Origin of the sequence: Herbiconiux sp. UC225_62 (assembly GCF_042694625.1) — a bacterium.
Classification (GTDB): domain Bacteria; phylum Actinomycetota; class Actinomycetes; order Actinomycetales; family Microbacteriaceae; genus Herbiconiux.
This window is the reverse complement of sequence record NZ_CP170551.1, coordinates 2,419,168-2,438,421: the sequence shown is the minus strand read 5'-3', so window position 1 is coordinate 2,438,421 and position 19,254 is coordinate 2,419,168. Positions and strand designations below refer to the sequence as shown.

The 19,254-nt window shown below is 69.9% G+C and carries 20 protein-coding genes; 12 read left to right on the top strand and 8 right to left on the bottom strand.

Annotated features, from left to right (window positions below; translation table 11 throughout):
* Positions 1 to 50: 50 nt before the first annotated feature.
* Together ACFJGU_RS11835 and ACFJGU_RS11830 are read left to right on the top strand one after the other, a co-directional pair.
* Positions 51 to 4,853, top strand: coding sequence for a DEAD/DEAH box helicase (locus ACFJGU_RS11835; RefSeq protein ID WP_382303739.1), 4,803 nt, complete (start codon positions 51 to 53; stop codon positions 4,851 to 4,853).
* Positions 4,846 to 5,625 (top strand): DNA-formamidopyrimidine glycosylase family protein, encoded by a 780-nt coding sequence (locus tag ACFJGU_RS11830; RefSeq protein ID WP_382303738.1) that lies wholly within the window; start codon positions 4,846 to 4,848, stop codon positions 5,623 to 5,625. Before ACFJGU_RS11835 ends, ACFJGU_RS11830 begins: the two co-directional genes overlap by 8 nt.
* On the opposite strand, the gene ACFJGU_RS11825 is transcribed toward ACFJGU_RS11830, so the two are convergent.
* The gene (locus ACFJGU_RS11825) at positions 5,622 to 6,005 is read right to left on the bottom strand and encodes an MmcQ/YjbR family DNA-binding protein (protein ID WP_382303737.1); all 384 of its coding nucleotides are present in this window, start codon (positions 6,003 to 6,005) and stop codon (positions 5,622 to 5,624) included. The genes ACFJGU_RS11830 and ACFJGU_RS11825 overlap by 4 nt on opposite strands.
* 56 nt (positions 6,006 to 6,061) lie before the next feature.
* On the opposite strand from ACFJGU_RS11825, the gene ACFJGU_RS11820 reads away from it, so the two are divergent.
* Complete coding sequence (locus tag ACFJGU_RS11820; RefSeq protein WP_382303736.1) at positions 6,062 to 6,778, top strand: alpha/beta hydrolase; 717 nt, start codon at positions 6,062 to 6,064, stop codon at positions 6,776 to 6,778.
* Positions 6,779 to 6,788: 10 nt separating this feature from the next.
* The gene (gene ybaK, locus ACFJGU_RS11815) at positions 6,789 to 7,298 is read left to right on the top strand and encodes a Cys-tRNA(Pro) deacylase (RefSeq protein WP_382303735.1); all 510 of its coding nucleotides are present in this window, start codon (positions 6,789 to 6,791) and stop codon (positions 7,296 to 7,298) included.
* A gap of 54 nt (positions 7,299 to 7,352) precedes the next feature.
* Here ybaK and ACFJGU_RS11810 read toward each other — a convergent pair whose 3' ends face one another.
* Genes ACFJGU_RS11810 through ACFJGU_RS11800 form a run of 3 tightly spaced genes read right to left on the bottom strand, consistent with a single transcriptional unit; the run spans position 7,353 to position 9,248 of the window.
* Positions 7,353 to 8,252 (bottom strand): hypothetical protein, encoded by a 900-nt coding sequence (locus tag ACFJGU_RS11810; protein ID WP_382303734.1) that lies wholly within the window; start codon positions 8,250 to 8,252, stop codon positions 7,353 to 7,355.
* Between the two features lie 7 nt (positions 8,253 to 8,259).
* A complete protein-coding gene (locus ACFJGU_RS11805; protein ID WP_382303733.1) occupies positions 8,260 to 9,027 on the bottom strand; it encodes a YqjF family protein in 768 nt (255 codons plus the stop codon).
* An 8-nt stretch (positions 9,028 to 9,035) separates the two neighbouring features.
* Positions 9,036 to 9,248, bottom strand: a complete 213-nt coding sequence (locus ACFJGU_RS11800) for a hypothetical protein (protein ID WP_382303732.1) — start codon at positions 9,246 to 9,248, stop codon at positions 9,036 to 9,038.
* An 89-nt stretch (positions 9,249 to 9,337) separates the two neighbouring features.
* Here ACFJGU_RS11800 and ACFJGU_RS11795 point away from each other — a divergent pair, with 89 nt between their 5' ends.
* Positions 9,338 to 10,141 (top strand): thymidylate synthase, encoded by an 804-nt coding sequence (locus ACFJGU_RS11795; protein ID WP_382303731.1) that lies wholly within the window; start codon positions 9,338 to 9,340, stop codon positions 10,139 to 10,141.
* Positions 10,138 to 10,656 (top strand): dihydrofolate reductase, encoded by a 519-nt coding sequence (locus tag ACFJGU_RS11790; RefSeq protein WP_382303730.1) that lies wholly within the window; start codon positions 10,138 to 10,140, stop codon positions 10,654 to 10,656. The genes ACFJGU_RS11795 and ACFJGU_RS11790 overlap by 4 nt, the downstream gene beginning before the upstream one ends.
* Positions 10,657 to 10,680: 24 nt before the next feature.
* Here the strand turns inward: ACFJGU_RS11790 and ACFJGU_RS11785 are convergent, their stop codons facing one another.
* Positions 10,681 to 10,941, bottom strand: a complete 261-nt coding sequence (locus ACFJGU_RS11785; protein ID WP_382303729.1) for a hypothetical protein — start codon at positions 10,939 to 10,941, stop codon at positions 10,681 to 10,683.
* Positions 10,942 to 11,288: 347 nt separating this feature from the next.
* Here ACFJGU_RS11785 and ACFJGU_RS11780 point away from each other — a divergent pair, with 347 nt between their 5' ends.
* The 4 genes from ACFJGU_RS11780 (at position 11,289) to ACFJGU_RS11765 (ending at position 15,421) form a co-directional block, all read left to right on the top strand.
* Complete coding sequence (locus ACFJGU_RS11780) at positions 11,289 to 12,491, top strand: sensor histidine kinase (protein WP_382303728.1); 1,203 nt, start codon at positions 11,289 to 11,291, stop codon at positions 12,489 to 12,491.
* The gene (locus tag ACFJGU_RS11775) at positions 12,488 to 13,189 is read left to right on the top strand and encodes a response regulator (protein WP_382303727.1); all 702 of its coding nucleotides are present in this window, start codon (positions 12,488 to 12,490) and stop codon (positions 13,187 to 13,189) included. Before ACFJGU_RS11780 ends, ACFJGU_RS11775 begins: the two co-directional genes overlap by 4 nt.
* Before the next feature lie 76 nt (positions 13,190 to 13,265).
* On the top strand, positions 13,266 to 14,027 hold the full coding sequence (locus ACFJGU_RS11770; RefSeq protein ID WP_382303726.1) for an ABC transporter ATP-binding protein: 762 nt from the start codon (positions 13,266 to 13,268) through the stop codon (positions 14,025 to 14,027).
* Between the two features lie 8 nt (positions 14,028 to 14,035).
* Positions 14,036 to 15,421 (top strand): FtsX-like permease family protein, encoded by a 1,386-nt coding sequence (locus tag ACFJGU_RS11765; RefSeq protein ID WP_382303725.1) that lies wholly within the window; start codon positions 14,036 to 14,038, stop codon positions 15,419 to 15,421.
* A gap of 82 nt (positions 15,422 to 15,503) precedes the next feature.
* Here the strand turns inward: ACFJGU_RS11765 and msrA are convergent, their stop codons facing one another.
* Together msrA and msrB are read right to left on the bottom strand one after the other, a co-directional pair.
* Positions 15,504 to 16,022 (bottom strand): peptide-methionine (S)-S-oxide reductase MsrA, encoded by a 519-nt coding sequence (msrA, locus tag ACFJGU_RS11760; protein ID WP_382303724.1) that lies wholly within the window; start codon positions 16,020 to 16,022, stop codon positions 15,504 to 15,506.
* Positions 16,019 to 16,480 (bottom strand): peptide-methionine (R)-S-oxide reductase MsrB, encoded by a 462-nt coding sequence (msrB, locus tag ACFJGU_RS11755; RefSeq protein WP_382303723.1) that lies wholly within the window; start codon positions 16,478 to 16,480, stop codon positions 16,019 to 16,021. The genes msrA and msrB overlap by 4 nt, the downstream gene beginning before the upstream one ends.
* Positions 16,481 to 16,634: 154 nt before the next feature.
* On the opposite strand from msrB, the gene ACFJGU_RS11750 reads away from it, so the two are divergent.
* Positions 16,635 to 17,219, top strand: a complete 585-nt coding sequence (locus tag ACFJGU_RS11750; protein ID WP_382303722.1) for a mismatch-specific DNA-glycosylase — start codon at positions 16,635 to 16,637, stop codon at positions 17,217 to 17,219.
* Positions 17,220 to 17,297: 78 nt separating this feature from the next.
* Here the strand turns inward: ACFJGU_RS11750 and ACFJGU_RS11745 are convergent, their stop codons facing one another.
* Positions 17,298 to 18,962 carry a molybdopterin-dependent oxidoreductase gene (locus ACFJGU_RS11745; protein WP_382303721.1) on the bottom strand — a complete coding sequence of 555 codons (1,665 nt, stop codon included), beginning with the start codon at positions 18,960 to 18,962 and terminating at the stop codon, positions 17,298 to 17,300.
* A gap of 90 nt (positions 18,963 to 19,052) precedes the next feature.
* On the opposite strand from ACFJGU_RS11745, the gene ACFJGU_RS11740 reads away from it, so the two are divergent.
* Positions 19,053 to 19,229, top strand: a complete 177-nt coding sequence (locus tag ACFJGU_RS11740) for a DUF1801 domain-containing protein (RefSeq protein WP_382303720.1) — start codon at positions 19,053 to 19,055, stop codon at positions 19,227 to 19,229.
* Positions 19,230 to 19,254 lie beyond the last annotated feature (25 nt).

Sequence of the window (19,254 nt, the reverse complement as noted above, 5' to 3'; positions counted from 1 at the left end):
CGACGGCGAGAGACGATGCCGATGTCGGAGGGTTGGGCGAGTATGGAGGGATGAGCGACGTGCTCGACAGGTTCTCCCCCGCGACCCGCGAGTGGTTCCTCGGCGCCTTCCAGGAGCCCACCGCCGCACAGGCCGGGGCGTGGGATGCGGTGTCCGGTGGCGACCACGCGCTCGTCGTCGCGCCCACCGGTTCGGGCAAGACCCTCGCGTCGTTCCTCTGGGCCATCGACCGGCTCTCCTCCACCATCACCCCTGGCGAGGCCCGCTCGACCTCGGTGCTCTACGTCTCGCCGCTGAAGGCGCTGGCGGTCGACGTGGAGCGCAACCTGCGGTCGCCGCTCGTGGGCATCACGCAGACGGCGAAGCGGATGGGCGCCGCTCCCCCGGTGATCACAGTGGGCGTGCGGTCCGGCGACACTCCGGCGGCCGAACGCCGCAACCTGGCGAAGAACCCGCCCGACATCCTCATCACCACGCCCGAGTCCCTCTTCCTCATGCTCACCTCCGCAGCACGGGAGTCGCTGTCAGCCGTCACCACGGTGATCGTCGACGAGGTGCACGCCGTGGCCGCCACGAAGCGCGGGGCACACCTCGCCGTGAGCCTCGATCGGCTCGACCAGCTGCTTCCCCAGCCGGCACAGCGGATCGGCCTTTCCGCGACCGTGCGGCCGCGCGAGGAGGTGGCGCGGTTCCTCGCCGGGGGCCGGCCGGTGACGATCGTGGCACCGCCCTCGACCAAGAAGTTCGACCTGCGCGTGGTGGTTCCGGTAGAGGACATGACGCAGATCCCGCCGTCGGAGGCCGCGTCGTCGCTCGAGGGCTCCGCAGCCGGTGCCTCCGCTCCCGAGCAGGGATCGATCTGGCCGCACGTCGAAGAGGACATCGTCGACCGCATCCTGGAACACCGCTCGTCGATCGTGTTCGCGAACTCGCGGCGACTGGCCGAGCGGCTGACCGCTCGGCTGAACGAGATCTACGCGGGGCGGCAGCTGTGGGTGGAGCCGGAACCGGGCGCTGTGATCCCCGTCCCGTTCGACGACGCCGACTCCGAGGCCGAAGGGGTGTTCGACGACGACGACGCCGCGGACGGTTCGCCGTCTGACGATGGCCTCGCTGCGGCGACATCCCGCCCGCCCGCGCAGCTGATGGGGCAGGCCGGTCAGACCTCCGGCGCCGAGCCGGTGCTCGCCCGCGCCCACCACGGCTCGGTGAGCAAAGAACAGCGGGCCCTCATCGAAGACGACCTGAAGTCGGGGCGACTGCGCTGCGTCGTGGCGACCTCGAGTCTCGAGCTCGGCATCGACATGGGCGCGGTCGATCTGGTGATCCAGGTCGAGGCACCGCCCTCCGTGGCGAGCGGACTGCAGCGCGTGGGTCGCGCGGGCCACCGGGTGGGCGAGGTCTCCAAGGGTCTGCTGTACCCGAAGCACCGCGCCGATCTGCTGCACTCGGCGGTGGTGTCGATCCGGATGTCCGCGGGGCTCATCGAGACGCTGGCCATCCCGGCGAATCCGCTCGACATCCTCGCCCAGCAGACCGTGGCCGCCTGCGCGCTCGAGCCGATCGACGTCGAGGAATGGTTCGACGTCGTGCGACGGAGCGCCTCGTTCAGCAACCTGCCGCGCTCGGCCTACGACGCCACACTCGACCTCCTCGCCGGGCTCTACCCCTCCGACGAGTTCGCCGGTCTGCGACCCCGCCTCGTCTGGGATCGCGATGCGGGCACCCTGACCGGACGGCCCGGCGCCCAGCGTCTCGCCGTGACCAGTGGCGGCACGATCCCCGATCGCGGCCTCTTCGGGGTCTTCATGGTGGGCGGTGAACCGACGGATGCCGATCCGTCGACGGGGCGCACACGCTCCGCACCGGGCCGCCGGGTGGGCGAACTCGACGAGGAGATGGTCTACGAATCGCGGGTCGGCGATGTCTTCGCCCTCGGCGCGACGAGCTGGCGCATCCAGGAGATCACACACGATCGCGTGCTCGTGACCCCCGCCTTCGGGCAACCCGGACGCCTGCCGTTCTGGCGGGGAGAAGGCCTGGGGAGGCCCGCCGAACTGGGGGCCGCGATCGGCGAGTTCACCCGCACCGTCGCATCCGCCACTCCGGAGGAGGCGACCGGGCTGGCCGAGAGCGCCGGCCTCGATCCGTGGGCCGCCGCGAACCTCGTGGCGTTCGTGACCGATCAACGCGAGGCCACCGGGCACGTGCCGAGCGACAAGACGCTCGTGGTCGAGCGGTTCCGCGACGAGCTCGGTGACTGGCGCGTCATCCTGCATTCCCCGTTCGGCATGCAGGTGCACTCGCCCTGGGCGCTGGCGATCAATGCCCGCATCCGCGAGCGACTCGGGGTCGACGCGAACGCGGTGGCGAGCGATGACGGTGTCGTGGTGCGACTGCCCGACACCGAGAGCGAGCCGCCCTCCGCGGAGCTCTTCCTCTTCGACCCCACGGAGCTCGAGCAGATCGTGACCGACGAGGTCGGCGGCTCGGCGCTGTTCGCCTCGCGGTTCCGCGAGAACGCGGCACGTGCGCTGCTGCTCCCCCGGCAGAACCCGGGCAAGCGGTCGCCGCTCTGGCAGCAGCGGCAACGCTCGGCGCAGCTGCTCGAGGTGGCGCGCAAGTACCCGTCGTTCCCGATCATCCTCGAGACGGTGCGGGAGTGTCTGCAGGACGTCTACGACCTGCCCGCCCTCCTGCGGATCGCGCGCGACCTCGAGGCTCGGCGCATCCGCGTGGTCGAGACGGAGTCGGGCGAGCCGTCGCCGTTCGCGCGCTCGCTCCTGTTCGGCTACGTCGCCTCCTTCGTCTACGAGGGCGACAGCCCGCTCGCCGAACGCCGGGCCGCCGCGCTCTCGCTCGACCCGAGCCTGCTCTCCGAACTGCTCGGGCGAGCGGAGCTGCGCGAACTCCTCGACCCCGGCGTGATCGAGGACACGCAGCGCGAACTGCAGCGCCTCGCGCCCGACCGCCGAGCCCGCGATCTCGAGGGTGTGGCGGACCTGCTCCGGATGCTCGGCCCCCTCACCACGTCAGAGGTTCGCGAGCGCTCGCTCGACTTCGACGTCGAAGCCGCCCTCGAGGAGCTGCTCGCCACGCGGCGGGCTCTCCGCGTCACGTTCGCGGGCACGGAGTGGTGGGCGCCGATCGAGGACGCCGGGCGGTTGCGGGACGCGCTCGGCGTGCCGATCCCGTTCGGTGTCCCGGATGCCTTCATCGCGCCGGTCGAGCATCCGGTGCTCGACCTGGTGAGCCGCTACGCGCGAACGCACGGGCCATTCCTCGCTCAGGAAGCCGCCGAGCGCTTCGGTCTCGGCGTGTCGGTGGTGACGGATGCGCTCCGCCGGCTCGCCGCCGACCGGCGCGTGATCGAGGGCGAGTTCCGCCCGAGCGGTCTGGCCGCCGACGTCGCCCGCGTGGGCCAGGCCGGCGGCACCGAATGGTGCGACGCCGAGGTGCTGCGCCGTCTGCGGAGCCGCTCGCTCGCCGCCCTGCGGCACGAGGTCGAGCCGGTGAGCACCACCACTCTCGCGCGATTCCTGCCGTCCTGGCAGCACGTGGGCGGGAGCCTGCGCGGGGCCGATGGCGTGCTGACCGTGATCGAGCAGCTGGCCGGCGTTCCGGTGCCCGCCTCGGCGTGGGAGAACCTCGTACTGCCTGCCCGCGTGCGCGACTACAGCCCGGCCATGCTCGACGAGCTGACGGCGTCGGGTGAAGTGGTCTGGTCGGGGCGTGGGAGCCTTCCGGGCAGCGACGGCTGGGTCGCGTTCCACACCCTCGACACACTGCCGATGTCGTCGACCGCACCGGAGGAGTTCGACGAGACGCCCGTGCACCGGGCCCTCCTCGCGGCCCTCGCGCGGGGCGGCGCCTACTTCTTCCGCTCGCTCGCCGACGAGGTGGCCGGTGCGGTGCAGGCCGAGGCCGACGAGCCCGGGGCGGCCGACGCGGCGGCGGGCATCCGGTCCGGTCCGGTCGCGGTCGACGACGCGACCATCGTGAGTGCCATCTGGGATCTGGTCTGGGCCGGCTACGTCACGAACGACACGGTCGCTCCCCTCCGCACGCTCACCGGCTCGGGCAAGTCGAGCCACAGCACGAAGCGCCCCACGCCCCGCACCAGGATGTACCGCGGCCGCGGCTTCGCCCGCGCCTCGATGCAGACGCGGGTGGGGCCGCCGACGGCGGGCGGGCGCTGGTCATTACTGCCCGAACCGAACGCCGATCCGACGCTCCGCGCGCACGCCACAGCCGAGCTCCTCCTCGACCGCTACGGTGTCGTGACCCGCGGCTCGGTGGTCAACGAACGCATCCCGGGCGGCTTCGCCCTGGCATACCGCGTACTCAGCCAGTTCGAGGAGAGCGGGCGCTGCCGCCGTGGCTACTTCGTGGAGACCCTCGGGGCGGCACAGTTCGCCACGGGTGGCACGGTCGACCGGCTGCGCGGCTTCGCTCCGGATGCCGTCGGTCGCGACAGCGGGCGCGATCGCCCTCCCGAGGCCCTCACACTCGCCGCGACCGACCCCGCGAATCCCTTCGGCGCCGCGCTCTCCTGGCCGAGCGTCGAGGGTCACAAGCCGGGTCGGAAAGCGGGCGCATTGGTCTCCCTCGTCGACGGCGAGCTCGTGCTCTACCTCGAGCGCGGCGGCAAGACGGCACTGTCCTTCAGCGCCGACCCCGCGGTGCTCGAGATCGCGGCACGCTCGGTCGCCCAGGCGGTGACCTCCGGGCGCGTCGACCGTCTCGCCGTCGAGCGGGTGAACGGCGACTTCGTGCTGGGCACCCCGGTCGGGGGCGCCCTCGAGACGGCCGGGTTCACCGGCACACCGCGGGGACTGAGGCTGCGTGCCTGAGGGCGACACCGTCTTCCGCACCGCACAGCACCTCGACCAGGCGCTGGCCGGGCGCCCGCTCACGGTCAGCGACGTGCGGGTGCCGAAGTACGCATCCGTCGATCTCGTCGGGGAGATCGTGGAGGGCGTGGTCTCGCGCGGCAAGCACCTGCTCACCCGGGTCGGCGACTACAGCATCCACACGCACCTGAAGATGGAGGGGTCGTGGCACATCTATCGCCACGGCACTCGGTGGCGGCGGCCCGCCTACCAGGCCCGCATCGTGCTGGAGAACACCGAGTGGGTGACGGTGGGATTCGAGCTCGGCCTGGTCGAGGTGATCGAGCGGGAGCGCGAGGACGAGGTGGTGGGCTACCTCGGACCCGACCTCCTGGGCCCGGACTGGGATCCCGACGAAGCGGTCCGCCGGCTCGCAGCGAAGGGCGAGCGCGAGATCGACGTCGCGTTGCTCGACCAGAGCAACCTCGCCGGGCTCGGGAACGTGTACGCCAACGAGTTGTGCTTCCTCCGCGGGATGCTGCCCCAACGGCCGGTGGCCGAAGTGCGCGACCTGCCCGGGGTGGTGGCCCTGGCGCACCGCCTGATCACCGCGAATCGCGACCGGGTCGAACGCACGACGACCGGAGACCTCCGTCCGGGCCGGCAGACGTGGGTCTACGGGCGCGACGGGCGGCCGTGCCGGCGCTGCGGCACGCGCATTCGCCGAGGCTCCTTGGGCGCGAACGAGCTGGCGCAGCGAGTCACGTACTGGTGCCCCGTCTGCCAGAGCTAGCGGGCTCCGCGCGCCTCCAGTGCGGAGAGTTGCCGCTTCAGCGCCACCTGGCGGTAGGAGGTGTCGATGAGTTCCGCCACGAACGTCCAATCGGTGGAGTCGTCGAGGTCGATGGCGAGCCAACCCGAGGGGCCGAAATAGGGCGGCACGAACACGTCGGAACGCTCGAGGAGGACCGGATGCTCGAGCGGGTCGGGCTTGAACACGAGCGAGTGCGGCCGGTCCATCATGGCTCCGGCGAGGGCGTAGATCTTCTTCCCGGCGCGGAAACTGGGTCTCCCCCACGACTCGATCTCGACGGATTCGGGGTAGTCGGCGCAGAGCGCGCGCAGCCTGTCGACGACGGCGTCGCCCGGTTCGAAGAGCTTCGGATGCTCCATGCCCGGAACACTACCGGCGCACCGTGGGCAGAGCCAGTGCCTGTTAGATTCGCAGGGTGAGCGAAGCGAACGCATCCGGAGACCTGACGCTCGACGACGACGCCGTGGTGTGGTCGGTGCCGCGGGAGGAGATCTCCGAGCGGCTGGCGAGCCAGCCTCTCGTCATCGTGATGCACGGGCGCGGTTCGCACGAGAACGACCTGGCCTCACTGTTCCCGCTGCTGCCCGGAGGTGTCGTGTACGCCTCGCTGCGCGCACCACTGCCGGGAGCGCCGTACGGCATCGGCGGTTGGACCTGGTTCCCACCGGGCGAGCCGGCGAACCCCTCGCTCGAGACGATCGACGCCGCCGGGCGCGCCGTGCTCGCGTGGCTCGACCGAGTGGAGGCCTCCTTCGGAGCTCCGCCCGCCGTCGCCGTGCTCGGATTCTCGCAGGGTGGCGCGATGTCGATCCACCTGATGCGGCTCGCCCCGCATCGGTTCGCTGCGGCGGTCAATCTCTCCGGCTTCAGCGTCTCGGGAACCGTCCCGGGCGATGCAGAGCTGGCCGCGCGTCGGCCGCCGCTGTTCTGGGGGCGCGACGAGGCCGATCCGGTGATCGCGGCATCGGGGATCGATCGCACGAGCGCGTGGACGCCCGAGCACTTCGCGGTGACCGCACGCCTGTACCCGGGCGTCGGCCACGGGATCTCGCCGCAGGAGCTGGCCGAGGTCTCGGCCTTCCTCCGCGAAGTGCTTCCGGTCGATCCTGCCGACCAGATCCCGGCCGACTGACGGGCTCGGGATGGCCAAGAAGGCGAAGGGCGCGGACAGCGGGGCCGCACCGACCACGGCGGCGACGGTCGCGCTGCGAGCCGCGGGCATCCCGTTCACCGGGCACGTCTACGTGCACGACTCCGCGGTCACCGATTTCGGCGCGGAAGCGGCTCGGGAGCTCGGCGTGGCGGCCGAGCGGGTGTTCAAGACCCTCATGGTCGACACGGATGCCGGGCTCGGCATCGGCATCCTCTCCGTGCGCGACCAGCTCGACGTGAAGGCCCTGGCGGGGCAGCTGGGTGCGAAGCGGGCGGCGATGGCCGACAAGGCGGTGGCCGAGCGCAAGAGCGGGTACGTGGTGGGCGGCATCAGTCCGGTGGGGCAGAAGACTCCGTTGCCGACGGTGCTCGACGAGAGCGCGCTGGAGTTCGACACCATCTTCGTGTCGGGCGGGCGGCGCGGGTTCGACATCGAGCTGGCGCCCGCCGATCTGCTGCGCGCGGTGTCGGGGCGCAGCGCGGTCATCCGGCGGGGGTGAACCCGCCTGGGCGGGCAGGGTCGTGCAGGCTGGGTCGTGCGGGCGGCAGGCGGCTCAGGCGGGGCCGTCGGGGGCCGCGCCGTCGATGATCGAGCGCGCCCATCGGCGGAGGAAGACCGCGCCGACCGCGTCGTTCGTCGCGTCGCCCTCTGCGGGCAGCACCGGGTACCCCTTCTCCGGTACGCCTTCCGCCGGGCGCACGTCGATGTGCGCGACGTCATAGCCCTGCGCGTGCAGCCAGTCGGCCATGGCGTAGTCGCTGCGGGAGTCGCCCATGGTTCGCCAGGTGCCAGGCACGTGCCCGGTGGCGGCGAGGAGGGCGAGCGCGCGTTCTGCGCCGAGATCCTTGCCGACGCGGATGGATTCGAGGTCGGTGGCGATGATCGAGGGATCGATGCGATAAAGCACCCGGCCGTCGCTCGCCGGGTAGGAGTCGTTCCTCCACATCACGCCGAGATCGAAAGTTCTGCACAGATCGAGCACCGCCCGGTCGAACTCGGGCTGCTTCGCGAGATAGTCGTGGGAGTCGACGTCGGTGCGCTGCTCGACCGAGATCATGGTGCGCTTCGTGTAGTCGAAGAACATCGATTCGGAGAAGCGCGCCACCACCAGTTCGTCGACCGCCCGAGCCAGGTCAGCGGGAGGAACGAGGGTTTCATCGATGGACAGATCGCCGATGCCGGTGGGGAGGATGCGGAACCACACCGCACCCTTCTCGCACACGCCGAAGACTCGCGCGTCATCGCTCAGGCCGCCACCGAGCAGGTGCCCGACCACCCCGCGCTGCAGCGACTGGTCGGATCGCCCCGTGTTGAACACGATCGGCACTCCGGCGTTGGCGAGCGCCACCAGGTCGGACGCGATCGAGGGGATGGCGATGCTCCGGGTCAGGGGGCTCGCGATCGGGCCGTCGACGTCGAGCAGCAGGCCGAGATCGGGAGCGGCGGAAGTCACTCGGCCATTATCCTCGCCCGCCGGGGAGTGCGTGGCCGAACGCGGTGTGCACGCCCGGCGAGAACAGCACGGAGTCGGGTGGTCGCCCGGCGAGACCGGGAAATCCCTCGGCGTCGAGCAACTCGTCGTCGAGGAAGCGGAGTTCGGCGTCCACGATCCGCCAGGGTTCGTGCTCGTTCGGGATGAAGCGGGTTCGGCCACCGCGGGCGATGTGGAGTCCCCAGCGGGCGGTGAGGAAGACGGCGAGTTCGTCGTTCGATCGGTCCTCGGTGCCGGGTCGCGCATCCACGCGGCTGTGCGGACCGGGCGAGCCGCCGAAACCGTTCTCGCCGAGGCGTTCGGAGCGGTAGCTGATGGTGCCCTCGGCGTCGGTGGTGATGCTCATGCGCGCCCAGCGGTACGGAAGACCGAAGAGCAGGTGGGCGGCCGAGACCGCCGCGAGTCGCGACGACTCGAGCGAGACGAACACGACGCCGCGCCGGCCCGAGTCGTCGACCGAGTAGAGCCGCACGTTGATCTCCGGGAAGGTTCCGGCATACGGGATCGGGCCGAGTGCTCGTGCGCCGGGAACCGTGGCGTTCGCCAGACGGAAGGGGATGAGCCCCACCCAGGCGGAGCCGTCGAAGACGTCGGGGCGCGTGCCGGGAGGAAGGTGCGGAGCCACCGTCGACGGGTCGACTCGCCAGTGCAGGAACGTCAGCGACTGCCAGTCCTGCTCGTGCAGGGGTCCGCCGGGGAGGGGCGGAGCGGTCCGCGACAGCGGCTCGACGTCCATCGGGTTCGTCAGTCGTCGGCGTCGATGCCGACGACGGCGATGGTGACGCCGGGGCTGAGGAGGATGTCGGCACGCTTGTACTTGCCCTCGCCCACGTTCACCTCGAGCCACGTCGGAACGGCCGATTCCACGGCGGCGCGGATCTCCTCTTTCATCTCGTCGACGTCTCGACCCGAGACCGAGTACTGCTTTCCGTCATACAGGATGTTGATCCGCTTCATGGTCGAGCGCCTTTCGTCGATCCCAGGCTACATTTCCTCGGGCGGGGCGTATCTCGCTCAGGGAACGAATTGCCTCTACGCTCGGTGTGATGATGATCGCGACGCCTTACGAAGACCTCCTGCGCGAGACCCTGGAGCACGGCACGCCGAAGTCCGATCGCACGGGCACCGGCACCCGGAGCGTCTTCGGGCGACAGCTCCGCTTCGACCTCTCGGAGGGGTTCCCGCTCATCACCACGAAGCGGGTGCATTTCAAGTCGGTGGCCTACGAGCTGCTCTGGTTCCTCCGCGGCGACAGCAACGTGCGCTGGCTGCAGGAGAACGGCGTCTCGATCTGGAACGAGTGGGCCGACGAGGAGGGCGAGCTCGGTCCGGTCTACGGGGTGCAGTGGCGCTCGTGGCCCACGCCGACGGGCGAGCACATCGATCAGATCTCCCAGGTCATCGACACCATCTCGACCGACCCGGATTCACGGCGCATGATCGTGTCGGCCTGGAACGTTGCCGAGATCCCCCACATGGCGCTGGCCCCCTGCCACGCGCTCTTCCAGTTCTACGTGGCCGACGGCAAGCTCTCCTGCCAGCTCTACCAGCGCAGCGCCGACCTGTTCCTCGGAGTGCCGTTCAACATCGCGAGCTACGCCTTGTTGACCCATCTGATCGCGGCACAGACCGGGCTGGAGGTCGGCGACTTCGTCTGGACGGGTGGCGACTGCCACATCTACGACAACCACGTCGAGCAGGTGGAACTGCAATTGGAGCGCACGCCGTACCCGGCGCCGACCCTTCGCATCGTGCGCGATCGCGAGAGCGTCTTCGACTACGAGTACGACGACCTCGAGGTCGTCGACTACGTGCACCACCCCGCCATCCGCGCCGCCGTCGCCGTATGAGCATCGCGCTCGTCTGGGCTGAGGCGAAGGGCGGAGTCATCGGTCAGGGCGGTGGCATCCCCTGGCACCTCCCCGAAGATCTGGCCCGGTTCCGCGAGCTGACGAGCGGCAGCACCGTCGTGATGGGGCGGCGCACCTGGGAGTCGTTGCCCGAGCGGTTCCGGCCCCTACCCGGTCGCCGCAATGTGGTGGTCACCCGGCAGGACGGGTGGGAAGCGCCCGGCGCCGAGGTCGTGCACTCGGTCGACGACGCCCTGAGCGGGGTCGACGACGCCCTGGGCGCCGCGAACGGCGGCACAGGCGAGACGATCTGGGTGATGGGCGGCGGAGACATCTACCGGCAAGCGCTCCCTCTCGCCGATCGCCTCGAGATCACCGAAGTGGATCTCGACGTCGACGGCGACACGGTGGCGCCCACCATCGGTGAGGGCTGGCGACGAAGCACCGTGCCGGCATCCGGATGGCTCGAATCACGGACGGGGCTCCGCTACCGTTTCGCGACGCTCACGCGCTGACGCTCCCGCCTGGGGCGCCGCCGATCAGTCGTAGACGTGCGCCACGGTCCAGTGCTGCCCGCCGTGATGCCGCACGAGGTCGAACACGCGGCTGACGCCCGCCTCGTCCGTCGCCTGGAAGCGCCAGGCCACGAAGTCGGGAGCGTGCGTCGACCAATAGAGCCCCTCAGGTTCGGTCGGCCGGTCGGTGACCTTCCAGCGGCGGCCGCGCCAGAGCATCCGCACCGGCACCGCCACGTCGTCGAGCCAGAGCGTCGCCATCTCGGTCAGGTCGATGGTTGTCATGAGCGCCTCCAGACATTCGAATCTATGTTCGAATGATCCCACTATCGTCCAGCAGCTCGCGACACGCCAAAAGGTCGTCGGGCTCTGTTCGAGACCGGAGATCGACACCTCGACGGCCGCAATCGGCAGACCGGAGTACGGTCGAAGGTGAGCGGGGAGCGCAACCGGGATAAGGGGCCGCCCCCCGCTCTCTCCCGATGGTAGCGGAGCCCGGAAGCGGCTCGGAACGGCTTGACTTCGCCGCGTGGAGCCATCCGCGTACATCGCGAGGATGATCTCTTCCGCCCGAAGGCGTCGATCGCCGTGAACCGCTCGAATCCGGGTGCCCGGACGTCTACCGTGGAGGGATGTTCCGCCTCCTGAAGCCCTACCAGCTCGGCTTCGACGTCGGACTCGCCGTGCTGTGCGTGGGCCTGCGCGTTCCGCTCGGCTCCCCCGACCTCGCGCTCGTCGTGGTCATCATCGGAATGGGCCTGGCCCTCGCTCTGCGGCGGGTGAGCCCGGCGCTCGCGCTGGGCACGGCGTGGGTCTTCGCGATCGTGCAGATGGCGACCTCCCTGCAGCCCGACGTCGCGAACCTCGCGATCCTGCCGGTGCTCTACTCGTCGGCTCGTTACGGCGGCCGCATCGTCAAGTGGGCCGGCCTCGCCTCAGCCGTGGCCGGTGCTCTCGCCGCCTCGGTCTATCTCACCGTCGGCATCTACGTCGGCGCTCTGCTCGGTCCGGGCGAGGCCCGTACCGTGCCGAGCCTCGTGGTGACCTTCTTCGCCTATCTGTTCGCGGCCGTCGCGGCCCTCGTGCTGAGCTGGACGTTGGGGCTGCTCGCGAAGACCTGGAGCGCCGCCCGGGAGAGCCGGATGCTGCAGATGATCGCCGAGCACAACGTCGCCGTCGAGCAGCAGCGCACCCGGATCGCCCGTGACATGCACGACGTCGTCGCGCACTCTCTGGCCGTCGTCATCGCCCAGGCCGACGGCGCCCGGTATGCGATGGCCTCCGATCCGGGAGCCGCGGAGTCGGCGCTCACCACCATCTCGTCGACCGCGCGCAGTGCCCTGGCCGACGTCCGCGTGCTGCTCGGCGAACTCCGGCACGACGAGCAGGCGGCTCCGCAGCCGACGCTCGGCGATCTGGAGCAGCTCTACGATCAGATCCGCGGCTCCGGTCTCCCGGTCGACGTGGTGCAGACCGGGGTCCCGCGCCCGCTGGCTGCCGGCAGCCAGCTCGCCGTCTTCCGGATCGTGCAGGAAGCGTTGACCAACGCGATGCGCCACGGCGAGCCCGGTGCGGGTGCCACCGTGAGTCTCGACTGGGGGTCCCAGGGGCTCGACCTTCGGGTTTCGAGCAAGACGGCCACGCCCGCCGCACGGGTGACCGAGCCGAGCCGCGGCGCGAGTTCCGAACCCGTTGTCGGGGGCGGCCACGGTCTCGCCGGCATGCGCGAACGGGCTGCCCTCGTGGGCGGAACGTTCGGCGCCGCCCACGACGCAGGCGAGTTCGTGGTGACCGCCACGATTCCCGTCCTCGACACCCCGGCGCCGCCCGCATGAGCGCGATCCGCGTCGCTCTGGTCGACGACCAGCCGCTGCTCCGCGCGGGAATCAGGCAGATCGTGTCGTCGCAGCCCGATCTCGAGTTCGTGGGTGAGGCCGGCGACGGCGCCGAGGGTGTCGCGATGGTGGAGCAGACGCGCCCCGACGTCGTGCTGATGGATCTCCGGATGCCGGTGGTCGACGGGATCGAGGCGACCCGGCGCATCCTGATGGCCGAGACGGCGACCACTCGCGTCGTCGTGCTGACCACCTTCGCCCACGACTCCTCCACGCTGCGCGCGATCCAGGCGGGTGCGAGCGGGTTTCTGCTCAAAGACGCCCATCCGGAATTCCTGCTGGCATCGATCCGCACGGTGCACGCCGGCAACGCCGTGATCGCGCCCGCCGCGACGCGCGACCTGTTCGAGCACTTCGCGGAGGAACCCGGGGCGCTCCGAGCGCCGGGGATCGCCGCGGGCGGACCCCGGATGCCGCCGCCGGAGGTCTACCGACGACTGACGGCGCGCGAGCGGGAGATCTTCCGGCTGGTCGCGAGCGGACTGTCCAACGCCGAGATCGCCCGTGCGGAATTCGTCAGCGAGGCGACGGTGAAGACGCACGTCAGCCGTATCCTCAACAAACTCGAGCTCCGCGACCGCGTGCAATTGGTGCTCTTCGCGGTGACGCACGGCCTGCTCCGCCCGACACCCCGATAGATGTCATCCGCGGGATGTATTTCTGTCGTCCTGCGGAGTGACGCGCTCTCGTTCTCCGCTCCGTAGCGTCGACGTCATGGAAATCAGCCCAGGAGACATCGGCCTCGTCGCGAGGGTCACTCAGCTCACCAAGTCGTACGGCAGCGGATCGACGATGGTCACCGCCCTCGACGATGTGTCGGTCGGCATCCGCCGTGGTGAGTTCACGGCGATCATGGGGCCGAGTGGTTCCGGCAAGTCGACGTTGATGCACATCATGGCCGGGTTGGATGCGTCGACCTCCGGGCGGGTCTGGATCGGCGACACCGAGATCACCTCCCTCGGCGACACCGAGCTCACGAAACTCCGCCGGCGCCGCGTCGGCTTCGTGTTCCAGTCGTTCAACCTCGTACCGACGCTCGATGTCGAGGGCAACATCCTGTTGCCGTTCGAACTCGATGGGCGCGTGCCGACGACCGAGGAGCGAAGCTGGATCGATCATCTGATCGACACGCTGGGCCTGCGTCCGCGACTGCGTCATCGTCCCCATGAACTCTCCGGCGGCCAGCAGCAGCGGGTGGCCATTGCGCGGGCCCTCGGCTCCCGGCCCGACCTGGTGTTCGCCGACGAGCCGACCGGAAATCTCGACTCCCGCACCGGCCGCGAGGTGCTGACGCTGCTCGCGTCGGCGGCGTCCGCCTACGGCCAGAGCATCGCCATGGTCACCCACGATCCCGTGGCGGCGAGCTTCGCCGATCGCATCGTCTTCCTCGCCGATGGCCGCATCGTGGAAGACCGCGGCCGGTCGACAGCGGTCGAGATCAGCCAATTCATGCTCGGAATGGAGGGCGTGCTGTGAGGGTCGGGATGCGCGAACATGCCCCGAGCGTGCTCGTCGCCACCCTCAGTGCAGCCTTCGGCGTCTCCCTCCTGCAGGTGACCGGAGCCCTCGCCACGATGATCTCCACGGCGCGCGGCCTGTCCGGGAGCGGGATGGTCGCCTTCATGCTCGCGCTCGTCGGCGGAGTCTTCATCGTCATCGCCGTCTACGTCGGTGCCGTCGTCACGGCGAACACCTTCGCCACGATCATCGCCGGCCGCACCCGCACCATCGCTTTGATGCGGCTGATCGGTGCGACCGCATCGAGCCAGCGACGCTCCGTCGCCCGCGAAGGTCTTCTCGTCGGGGTCGCCGGCAGCCTGCTCGGGTTCGCGGTCGGCACGGCGGTGACCTTCGGGCTCATCTCTACAGCCGTGGCCACGGACTTCGTGCCCGATCTCCGCTACGACTACCTGCCGCCCGTCATCGGCCTGCCTCTCGTCGCCGTCGTGCTCACCACCTGGCTCGCCTCGTGGATCGGGTCGCGGCGAGTTCTCGACGTCTCGCCCATCCAAGCAACCGGAGGTGCTCAGGAAGTGCGGCACGAGGTTGCGGCAGGCCGCCGGGGCCGCAACGCCACGGCGATCACGTTGATCGCGACAGGTCTCGGGCTGCTCGCCCTGGGCATCGCCACGGGTTTCGCCACACCCCTCGGGGTGCTGCCGGGGATCGTCGGCGGCATCCTCTCCTTCACCGGCCTCGTTCTCGGCGCTCCCTTCTTCATGCCTCCGGCCCTGCAGCTGGTCGGCAGGATGCTCGGTCGCGGAGCGCCGGCGCGGCTGGCGGCGCAGAACGCGATGAGGTATCCGGAGCGCAGTTCGCGCACGATGATCGGGCTCGTCATCGGCGTGACCTTGGTGACGACCTTCGCCGTTGCGGCTGGGAGCTATCAAGAGATACTGACCCAAGCACGTCTGGCCGAACCCGACGTCTACGCCGGAACGGATCAGCTGGTCACCGTCACCGTCGGGATCTTCTCCGTCCTGCTGGGCTTCAGCGCCCTCATCGCTGCAGTGGGGATGGTGAACAATCTGTCGTTGAGCGTTCTGCAGCGAACGCGTGAGCTCGGGCTGCTGCGCGCGCTCGGCTTCACCAACCGCCAATTGCGGGTGATGGTGGTGGCGGAGAGCGCTCAGCTCACGATCGCCGCCGTGCTCGTGGGGCTCGCGCTGGGCACCTTCTACGGGTGGGCCGGTGCGCAGTCGCTGCTCGGCTCGATGTACGGAGGCCCCGGCCTCATCGTTCCGGTGCTGCCCCTCTGGCTGATCGGTGCAGTGATCGCCGCGTCCGCCCTCTTGACGGTGGCGGCCTCGATCACGCCGACGCGGCGTGCGACCCGGATCTCCCCGGTCGTCGCCTTGGCCGTCGACTGAGGCGAGAGGGTGCGGCGGATGAACAGCGACGGGCGTGGAGACCAGTGGTGGTCTCCACGCCCGTCGGTGGATGGTTCGTCGGTTACAAGCTCGCGGCCTGCTCGCGGCGAGGGAGCTTCCAGCCCGGCCGCACATAGTGGCAGGTGTAGCCGTTGGGGTAGCGCTCGAGGTAGTCCTGGTGCTCCGGCTCCGCCTCCCAGAAGTCGCCGGCGGGGGCGACCTCGGTGACGACCTTGCCCGGCCAGAGACCGGAGGCGTCGACATCCGCGATGGTGTCCTCGGCGACGCGGTGCTGCTCGTCGTTCTCGTAATAGATCGCGGAACGGTAGCTGGTGCCGACGTCGTTGCCCTGACGGTTCTTGGTCGACGGGTCATGGATCTGGAAGAAGAACTCCAGCAGCTCGCGGTAGCTCGTCTTCTCGGGGTCGTAGGTGATCTCGATGGCCTCGGCATGGCTGCCGTGGTTGCGGTAGGTGGCGTTCGGGGTGTCGCCGCCGGTGTAACCCACGCGGGTGTCGAGCACCCCGGTGCGCTTGCGGATCAGGTCCTCCATGCCCCAGAAACATCCACCGGCCAGGATGGCCTTCTCAGTCGTGGTCATCGTGCGTTCTCCTTCGTGTCGAACAGGGTGAGGTAGTCGCCGTAGCCCTCGGACTCGAGGTCCTCCAGTGCGACGAATCGCAGGGCTGCGGAATTGATGCAGTAGCGAAGCCCACCGGCCTCGCGCGGGCCGTCGTCGAAGACGTGGCCCAGGTGGCTGTCGCCGTGCGCCGAACGCACCTCGGTGCGCTTCATGCCCCAGCTGCGGTCGGTCTTCTCCACCACGTTGGCGGGGTCGATCGGAACGGTGAAGCTCGGCCAGCCCGAGCCACTGTCGAACTTGTCGACGGAGGCGAACAGGGGCTCGCCGGTGACGACGTCGACGTAGATCCCTGCCTTCTTGTTGTCCCAGTACTGGTTGCGGAACGCGGGCTCGGTGACGTCCTCCTGGGTCACTCGATACTGCTGCGGGGTGAGGCGGGACAACGCCTCGGGGGTCTTGCGGTACTCCTGTGTCACGTGAGATCTCCTTGGGATTCGCACCACTGGCTGCGGCGGTCATTGAGTAGAACATCCGTTCTTCCCGGAAAGTTCCACCAGGCCGCCCCATTCCGTGCCGGTCACAGCTTGTTCCCAGCATTGGGCTCCGCGACCCGTGGCATAGCCTTCAGGCATGGGTTTCACGCGTGCCGAACTGGACTCCTACCGCGGAAAACCGGTGCCCAGCGTTTTGGGTGAAGGACTTCGACTGCTCATCGTCGGAATCAACCCCGGTCTCCACACGGCGGCCGTGCAAGCGCCGTTCAGTCGCCGGGGCAACCGGTTCTACCCGGCGCTCTACCGCGCAGGGATCATCGATCACGTGATCGACGCATCCGATGGCTTCCAGCCGGGCGACCGCGAACATCTCATCGCCCGCGGCGTGGGCGTGACGAGCCTCGTCGCGGGAGCCACGGCCCGGGCCGACGAGCTCAGCAGCGAGCAACTCGTCGAGGGCGCGGCCGACCTCGAACGACGGGTCGCCCGACTGCGCCCGGTCGTGGTCGCGATGCTGGGGATCACCGCGTACCGGGTGGCCTTCGCGCGCCCGCGCGCGACCGTCGGCAAGCAGGCCGAGACCTTGGCCGGCGCCGAGCTCTGGGTGGTGCCGAACCCGAGCGGACTCAACGCCCACGAGTCCGTCGACTCGCTGGCCGCGGCCTACCGCGAGGTCGCGATCGCGGCCGGCATCCCTGTCTACCCGCAACCGAACGCCTGACGCAGCCACTCCGCGCGACCGGGACGGCCGAAGCGGGCGGACCGGGTGCGTCGGCGACCGTCGCTCCCGGCGCGTCCATCACGACACCGTGATCAGCGTGCGCTGCCACCCGCTCGAGCCGTTCGGCGCGATCGGCGCCCGTTCCTCGATCTGCAGGTTGCCGGCCTTGTCGGTCGCCCGGACGGCGACATAATGTGTGCCGGGCGTCGCATCCCAATCCACGACCCATTGCACCCACGTGTCGGCGTTCACCGCGGTCGAGAGGGTGGCGGGCTGCCACTCCCCGTCGTCGATCGAGATCTCTACCTTGTCGATGCCGATCGTCTGAGCCCACGCGACCCCGGCGATCTTGAGCGGACCCGAAGCCGCCGGCTTGCCGATGCGAGGGGTGTCGATCCGCGACGACATCTTGATCGGCGCTTCGGCGGAGTATCCCCGGGGCGTCCAGTAGGCCTCGTCGGCCTCGAAGGTCGTGACCTTCAGTTCGGTCACCCACTTGGTGGCGGAGACGTAGCCGTAGAGGCCCGGCACCACCATCCGCACCGGGAACCCGTGCTCCAACGGCAGGGGTTCGCCGTTCATCGCCACGGCGAGGATGGCGTCGATTCCGTCGTCGGTCAGCGATCCAAGCGGGGTCCCGGCGGTGAACCCGTCGATGCTCTTCGAGAGCACCATGTCAGCGCCGGACTGCGGACCGGCCTTCGCCAGCAGGTCGCGCACCGGCACCCCGAGCCACTTCGCCGTGCCGAGCAGTTCGCCGCCCACCTCGTTCGAGACACAGGTGAGGGTGATGGAGTACTCGTCCAGGCCGAGGTCGAGCAGGTCCTGGAACGACAGCGTCAGCTCGTTGTCGACCAGCCCGAACACTCTGAGGCTCCAGGTGTTCGGATCGACGGACGGCACCGTGAGCGCGGTGTCGACCCGGTAGAAGTCGGCGTTCGACGTGTAGAGGGAGGAGAGGCCGGGCACGTCGAGCTCGGCGCCGGCGGGCACCTCGACGCTCGTGCGCGCGGCGGGGAGCTTCAGAGCCTCGCGGATGCCGGCGAGCGAGGAGGTCGCCGCCGACACGATGCGTGAGCCGGTGCCCACCACTGCGGAGCCGACCGCCACGATCACGGTCATCGCGAGGAAGAGACGCCGGTCGACGGAGGCGCGTCCCGGCGCAGAGTCGTCCGAGACCCGGGCGGATGTGGCTGGGTCTTCGACGGATTTGGTGACGGACGTCGGCGCATCCGTCGTGACCGCATCCGTCGCGACCGCATCCCGCCACCGCCGCAACCGTCTCACCAGCAGCGTCAGCAGCACGACGCCGACCACGCTGCCGAGCACGGTGGGAACGGACGCGAAGGTCGTCGCCCCGGTGCGGGTGACGATCGCGATCACGGCGAGCGCCCCGGCGAGCGCGATGAGCGCCGCGCCGAGCGGCGGCCGGAGCCACTGCAGCACGCCGGCGACGGCGGCGGCGACCACGACGGCGACACCGATCGAGCCGAGCAGGAAGAGTTTGTCGTTCGCGCCGAACGTCTCGATGGCGAACTCCTTCGCCCAGCGCGGCACGATGTCGATCACGAAAGAGCCCACGGCGAGCACCGGGCTGCCGTCGCGGGCGATGAGCAGGGCGACGAGCTCGGCAACGGCGAGCAACGCCGCCGCGCTCACCACGCCGGACAGCGCGGCGAGCGACCCGAACGCCAGACGTCCGGCCCCGTGCCGCCGTGCCTGCGGAGTTGTGGTTGCGCGCATGCGATGGCTCCTGCCCTCGTGGATGTCGCCAGGTATTCGGAGCGCTCCCCCGATCCGCTTGGGGGCGGTGCCCGATGTGCTGTCACGCTGATGTTCATCGACGGAGCGACGCTGCTCGACCCGGTTCCGCCCGTGACTCCCGTCGGTATGGGCAAGGCCACCCGCGGCGTCGAACTCGCGACCCTCGACGACCTCGACCACACCCAGGTCGCCGACTGGATGCGACAGATCACCTCGGTGCCCGGCCTCGGCGGCAAGAAGCGGTAGCGCCCCGGCTCGCACCGACCCGCGC

What these genes read in the sequence shown, in the direction of transcription:
- ACFJGU_RS11835 (WP_382303739.1), top strand. Translation starts at nt 51, where the DNA reads ATGAGCGACGTGCTCGACAGGTTCTCCCCCGCGACCCGCGAGTGGTTC.
- ACFJGU_RS11825 (WP_382303737.1), bottom strand. Translation starts at nt 6,005, where the DNA reads ATGGAGCATCCGAAGCTCTTCGAACCGGGCGACGCCGTCGTCGACAGG.
- ybaK (WP_382303735.1), top strand. Translation starts at nt 6,789, where the DNA reads ATGGCCAAGAAGGCGAAGGGCGCGGACAGCGGGGCCGCACCGACCACG.
- ACFJGU_RS11805 (WP_382303733.1), bottom strand. Translation starts at nt 9,027, where the DNA reads ATGGACGTCGAGCCGCTGTCGCGGACCGCTCCGCCCCTCCCCGGCGGA.
- ACFJGU_RS11800 (WP_382303732.1), bottom strand. Translation starts at nt 9,248, where the DNA reads ATGAAGCGGATCAACATCCTGTATGACGGAAAGCAGTACTCGGTCTCG.
- ACFJGU_RS11795 (WP_382303731.1), top strand. Translation starts at nt 9,338, where the DNA reads ATGATGATCGCGACGCCTTACGAAGACCTCCTGCGCGAGACCCTGGAG.
- ACFJGU_RS11790 (WP_382303730.1), top strand. Translation starts at nt 10,138, where the DNA reads ATGAGCATCGCGCTCGTCTGGGCTGAGGCGAAGGGCGGAGTCATCGGT.
- ACFJGU_RS11785 (WP_382303729.1), bottom strand. Translation starts at nt 10,941, where the DNA reads ATGACAACCATCGACCTGACCGAGATGGCGACGCTCTGGCTCGACGAC.
- ACFJGU_RS11780 (WP_382303728.1), top strand. Translation starts at nt 11,289, where the DNA reads ATGTTCCGCCTCCTGAAGCCCTACCAGCTCGGCTTCGACGTCGGACTC.
- ACFJGU_RS11775 (WP_382303727.1), top strand. Translation starts at nt 12,488, where the DNA reads ATGAGCGCGATCCGCGTCGCTCTGGTCGACGACCAGCCGCTGCTCCGC.
- ACFJGU_RS11770 (WP_382303726.1), top strand. Translation starts at nt 13,266, where the DNA reads ATGGAAATCAGCCCAGGAGACATCGGCCTCGTCGCGAGGGTCACTCAG.
- ACFJGU_RS11765 (WP_382303725.1), top strand. Translation starts at nt 14,036, where the DNA reads ATGCGCGAACATGCCCCGAGCGTGCTCGTCGCCACCCTCAGTGCAGCC.
- msrA (WP_382303724.1), bottom strand. Translation starts at nt 16,022, where the DNA reads ATGACCACGACTGAGAAGGCCATCCTGGCCGGTGGATGTTTCTGGGGC.
- ACFJGU_RS11750 (WP_382303722.1), top strand. Translation starts at nt 16,635, where the DNA reads ATGGGTTTCACGCGTGCCGAACTGGACTCCTACCGCGGAAAACCGGTG.
- ACFJGU_RS11745 (WP_382303721.1), bottom strand. Translation starts at nt 18,962, where the DNA reads ATGCGCGCAACCACAACTCCGCAGGCACGGCGGCACGGGGCCGGACGT.
- ACFJGU_RS11740 (WP_382303720.1), top strand. Translation starts at nt 19,053, where the DNA reads ATGTTCATCGACGGAGCGACGCTGCTCGACCCGGTTCCGCCCGTGACT.